At 52.4% G+C, this 5,001-nt stretch carries 5 protein-coding genes; 1 reads left to right on the top strand and 4 read right to left on the bottom strand.

The window, feature by feature from the left end; genetic code table 11:
* On the top strand, positions 1 to 1,263 hold a 1,263-nt coding region (locus tag HLUSI_RS0103560), incomplete at its 5' end, for an MFS transporter (RefSeq protein WP_016832663.1).
* Here the strand turns inward: HLUSI_RS0103560 and HLUSI_RS0103555 are convergent.
* The 4 genes from HLUSI_RS0103555 to HLUSI_RS0103540 all read right to left on the bottom strand — a co-directional run bounded on the left by HLUSI_RS0103555 (position 1,260) and on the right by HLUSI_RS0103540 (position 4,675).
* On the bottom strand, positions 1,260 to 2,156 hold the full coding sequence (locus tag HLUSI_RS0103555) for a LysR family transcriptional regulator (protein ID WP_016832662.1): 897 nt from the start codon (positions 2,154 to 2,156) through the stop codon (positions 1,260 to 1,262). The genes HLUSI_RS0103560 and HLUSI_RS0103555 overlap by 4 nt on opposite strands.
* A 78-nt stretch (positions 2,157 to 2,234) precedes the next feature.
* Entirely contained in the window at positions 2,235 to 2,705 is a 471-nt protein-coding gene (locus tag HLUSI_RS0103550; RefSeq protein ID WP_016832661.1) for a MarR family winged helix-turn-helix transcriptional regulator, read from the bottom strand.
* 308 nt (positions 2,706 to 3,013) lie between these two features.
* Positions 3,014 to 3,976 carry a PDR/VanB family oxidoreductase gene (locus tag HLUSI_RS0103545; protein ID WP_016832660.1) on the bottom strand — a complete coding sequence of 321 codons (963 nt, stop codon included), beginning with the start codon at positions 3,974 to 3,976 and terminating at the stop codon, positions 3,014 to 3,016.
* A gap of 12 nt (positions 3,977 to 3,988) precedes the next feature.
* The gene (locus HLUSI_RS0103540) at positions 3,989 to 4,675 is read right to left on the bottom strand and encodes a dienelactone hydrolase family protein (RefSeq protein WP_029363079.1); all 687 of its coding nucleotides are present in this window, start codon (positions 4,673 to 4,675) and stop codon (positions 3,989 to 3,991) included.
* Positions 4,676 to 5,001 lie beyond the last annotated feature (326 nt).

The following is a 5,001-nucleotide window of genomic DNA, read 5'->3' as shown; positions in this document are numbered from 1 at the left end:
ATGTACCACTTTTTTTTGAGGTTTATTTTGGAGACAGAATTGAAAACAATAAAAGATGCCGCCAGTCCATGGTGGCTTGTCGGTGGAGCTTTCCTCGCGCTGGCCGCGAGTACTTATCCGGTCATATTTTTTACGTTTGCCATCTTCTTGAAGCCACTCGCTGCGGATTTGGGGTGGAGCCGATCCGTGTTGTCCGCCGCGTTGTTGGTGATTACCGTCATGACGGTTGTGGTGTCTCCCTTGATCGGACGATTGGTCGATCGTATCGGCGTGTCGTACGTCGTCGTTCCTTCTATCGTGGTTCTGTCGTTGGCCATATGTTCGCTCGGATGGGTTACCGATATGTATGGCTATTTTCTGGTGTTCACCGTCATCGGCATCTCGGGAGTGGCGCATTCCCCCCTGTCCTACAGCCGGGAAATTGCTCGTCGATTCATCGGAAACAGAGGATTGGCGCTCGGCCTGGCAACTGCGGGCATAGGAATCGGCGGGGCTGTCATGCCGGTGCTGGCCCAGCATCTCATCGCCAACGAGGGATGGAGGCACACGTATCAGATCCTTGGCGGCATTGTGCTGATCGTTGGATTGGGGGGCTTTCTCGTCTTCAGGCGCGGCTATGGCGTTCCTGAAAAGCAGGAGCAGAAGGGGGCGCTGACTGCGGGGGAGGAGCCTCGCATCAAATTATTCGGCAGCCCCACTTTTTGGCTTCTGGCCGGCGCTTTTTTTCTGATGGGCACAGGGGTCAATGGAACGATATCGCATCTGTCGGCAATATTGACCGATCAGGGCGCTGCCACTCAAATTGCCGCCATAGCGCAAAGTGTCGTCGGTATTTCAATGATTGCCGGCAGGCTGATGTGCGGTTTCATGTTCGATCGTTTCACACCGCCGCGCGTGGCGATTCTATTTGCTGTTGCTCCCCTGATCGGCGTGTTGGTGTTTGCACTTGGCGCAGAGCAGCCCGGCTTCTTCCTGGTGGCTTGTATTCTGGTCGGCGTCGCCGGCGGAGCGGAGGCGGACATGCTGGCATATTTTGCGGCGCTTTACTTTCCCATGAAGTCGTTCAGCGAAATCACGGGATACTTCTTTTCGGCTTTCACTCTTGGCGTCGGTATCGGCTCGATCGGGCTGGCGCGATCGTTTGACCTGATGGGATCGTATCGGGGAGGGTTGATTGCCTCAGCAGTCGTGCTGGGCGCGCTCTGCTTCATATTCTATCTGCTGGGACGTCGTCCAATGCTGGCGCGACAATCGGAGGTCTAGGACTCGGCGAACAGATGGGCAATTGCATTGCGCAGCCATCTGTTGCTCAGATCGTTGTCGAAACGCTCGTGCCAGTATTGTTTGACGGAATAGGGAGGTAGAACGACAGGGGATGGATATGTCTTCAGGGGGTGCGTTTGCGCCAGGCTTTCTCCGAAGCGTCGAGGCACGGTTGCGATCAGGTCTGTCTGGGAGATGATCGAGCCTATTCCCAGGAAGTTCTCCACTTCCAGAGCGATTTTTCTGGTGATGCGTTTGGCGTCCAGAGTCTTGCTCACGATCCAGTGGCCTGTGCCTGACGTGGTTACGATCAGGTGATTTTCGTTTGTGAAGTGCGCAAGCGTGAGTGATTTTCCTATGCGCGGATGGGATGCGCTGGCAATACACACAAAGTCTTCATCAAAGAGCCTTTCCTGGCGAAAATCCGAATCAAGCACCGGGATGAAGCCGATGGCCATATCCACTTCGCCGGTCTTCATCAACGTTGATGTCTGGTCTGATGCGTTAATCAGGCTCAGGCGCAGATGGGGGCCCGATACCTTGAGCGCATTCATCAATCCGGGGACCACGACATTCTGGCTCACGTCGGTAACGCAGATGCGGAAAGTACGTTCTGACTTCTCCGGCTCAAAGCTGGCTTGATAACCCAGCGTGAATTCCAGTTGTTCCAGAGTTTTCTGGACCGAGGAAAACAGGATGTCTGCCAACGGCGTAGGCTCCATTCCCCCGCTGGTGCGGACGAACAGAGGATCGTTGTAGTGTTTTCGCAGCCGGGAGAGGCCCAGGCTGATCGAGGGTTGGCTTAGATCACATGCAGTCGCTGCTTTGCTGACGCTGCGAGTTTTATAGATTTCATTAAAGATCGACAGCAGCTGAATATCAATTTTTTTCATGCCGATATTATCTATTAATTAGATAATATTGTTAACAAACATTTTTAAAGCTGATGGGTTGGCGAGCCATTCGGATCTTCAGGTTTCATCGATTCGCTCTCTGAGGACGCGCATCACTTGAATCACCCGGTCCAGGTCTTGTAAATCCAGTCCGCTTGCCATTTCGTTCGACCACGTAGTCTGAATTGTGCTCACCTTCTTGTAGATGGCGTCGCCGGCTTTGGTGAGGGTAACCAGTTTGGCTTTCTGATGGTGAGGATTGTCTTCAAAAAAAACCAGGCCTTCTTTATGCAGCACGTCGATAGTGCGTTGCACGCTCTGTCGTTGAAGTCCCATGTTTCGGGCGATGGAGGGAACGGTCAGCGGAGCCTGGGCCTGGACAATGGCGCCCAGTATCTGCCAGCGCGAGCTGGTTAGTCCCAGATCTTTGGTGAGATTGTCTCCGATCACCAGCAGTCGGCCATTCAGGCGAAACGTTTCCAGAATGAGTTGGGTAAACAGAAGTCCTGCAGGAGAGTGAATTTCGCTGGTCATATTTTTGACGGACATGTCGCTTAATGAAATTGTTTATATTGCGAGGTGCACTGAAAGGGGCAATTACACACTGGTCTTTCAACGGAGCGTCCAATCATCTCTTTCATTGCGCATCTCTACGCGGGAGAATCATCCATCTTTTGGGATTTCCATGCAAGTTCCCGTGTCCTAACCGCATTCGGACGTGTCCGGATCGCTCTGCCCTGGTGGCAATGCGATGCGTGGACACGAAGGTTTCCTTGTTTTACCAGGCTATCAGTTTCAGCTCTTGCCATTCCTTCCAGATTTTCCTGACTGGTATCTCGTGGCCAGTAAAGCTTGTTCTACAGGTCGATTGTCAGCAGCGGAGATTGCGATCGGGATACGCATAGCGCAATTTTTTTTCCGGATTTTTTCTGAAAATCAGACAGGAAGCTGTCTCGATGTTCGGGAGTTCCTTCCAATACCTTTACCACGCATGCGCCGCATGTCCCTCGCTCGCAGGAACTTTCGGCAGGGATTTTGCCAGCCCTCAATACTTCCAGGATGGTCTTGCCGGCAGGGACGTCAAAAGTACATTGAGACTTCGCCAGATATACCTGGAACGGAGTATCCACTGTGGCGGTGGCCGCTGTGTCCGGAGGGGAGAAATATTCATAGTGAACGGAATCTTCCGGCCAGCCAAGACTGCTTGCCAGTGCTCGGATGGCGGACATGAAGGGCGCCGGTCCGCAAAAAAAGAGGTGGGAGCCATCTGTCCGGGACGACAGGATGTTTGCCAGTTGCTCCTTGGTGCGTTCGGCGTCCAGTCCTGTGTGCAAGGCCGATTGCAAAGAGGCTTTCAATTCGCCGCGAAATGGAGTGTCCGGCTCGGTTCTCGTGAAGTAGTGCAATTCGCAGGGACGGTTTTCATGCTGCAGATGTCTTAGCATGGACAGGATCGGGGTAATCCCGATTCCGCCTGCAATGAAAATATGGCGTGTCGCTTCTGTCGTCAACGGGAAGTTGGTGCGAGGAGGGGATATATGGAGTACATCGCCTTCTTTCACATTCTCATGCAGGATGCGCGATCCGCCTCGAGAGGCGGCTTCTTTCTTGACCGAGATGTGATACGCATCTGTTTCCAGTGGGCCGTTGCAAAGGGAGTATTGGCGTACGGTCCCTTCCTGCAGTTCTATATCTATATGGTCCCCCGGTTTGAATGGCGGCAAAACTGCGCCATCAACTCCGGTGAGGAAAAAAGATTTGATGTCCCCAGTCTCCTGGCGAACTTCGCGAACGACGACAGGTGTGCGTTGCTGGCTCATGAGCGGGGCCTTTTACTTCAGGTTTTCTTGAAGGAATGCTGTCGTCCTGGCGTTGGCCTGGCTGGTTGCGCTCTCGGAGTAGTGTTGCGATCCCGGGCGTGCAAAGCCGTGCCCAGCCTCTTTGTGGATGTCAACGTGAACCCTTGATGCGCCTTTATAGGTATCCACGATTTCCTGCTGTGCTTCTGGCGGGCAAAGGTGGTCGCTTCCGGCGATATGGATGAGTGTCGGCGACATCGTATTCGGATCGCCTGGAAATTTCTGGATATTGACGCCGTAATAGGCGACAGCGGCGTCAACCATATTTTCTTTTCCGAGTTTGTAGGCGAGGCGTCCTCCCAGGCAATAACCAATGGCGCCGATTTTTGTCGCAGTCGGCATTGCTTGCCTGAGATAGGCGATCGCATTTCGCAGATCCTGCATGCCGTCGTCATCGTTGTACTGCGCGTTCAACTGCATGGCCTGTTCACGATCTTCGGCGCGGGAAGCATCCAATTCAATCCCGGCCGCGCTGCGCCAAAAAAGATCGGGGGCGAGTACCGTGTAGCCCATGCCTGCATATTCCTTTGCCAGCGACCGAATGTACGCATTCACTCCAAAAATTTCTTGAATCAGCACGATTGCAGTGCTGCTCTGCACATCCGGTGCTGCCAAGAATCCCGTCAATCCCTTTGATATTTCAACTGTCTTTGCTTGCATCTGATTCTCCCAAATTGGTGTGATGTCCCACGCCCGCATATCCGCGCGATCTCGGTCGGGCGGAGTGCCTTCAACTGCGGGGAGTGGGTCTTTTGCTTAAAACAAGGTCGGTTTATTTTTGTGATTTTTTCGTTCTTAATCAGCTTGTATTAATTGTTCCACAATGACATAATGCTGTCAAATATTTGTTGATTGGAAAGAAATCGATAATCGAAAAATGCCGCGGAAGCTGGCGATATATATGGGATTTTCATAGCTTGATGGGTATTTTATTTGGCTGTAATTTATAGGGCATAGCACTTTTAATATTTATATTTTAAATAAAT

The organism is Herbaspirillum lusitanum P6-12, assembly GCF_000256565.1.
Taxonomy (GTDB): domain Bacteria; phylum Pseudomonadota; class Gammaproteobacteria; order Burkholderiales; family Burkholderiaceae_D; genus Herbaspirillum; species Herbaspirillum lusitanum.
The sequence above is the reverse complement of the archived record's forward strand: the minus strand, read 5'-3'. Positions and strand labels throughout refer to the sequence as shown.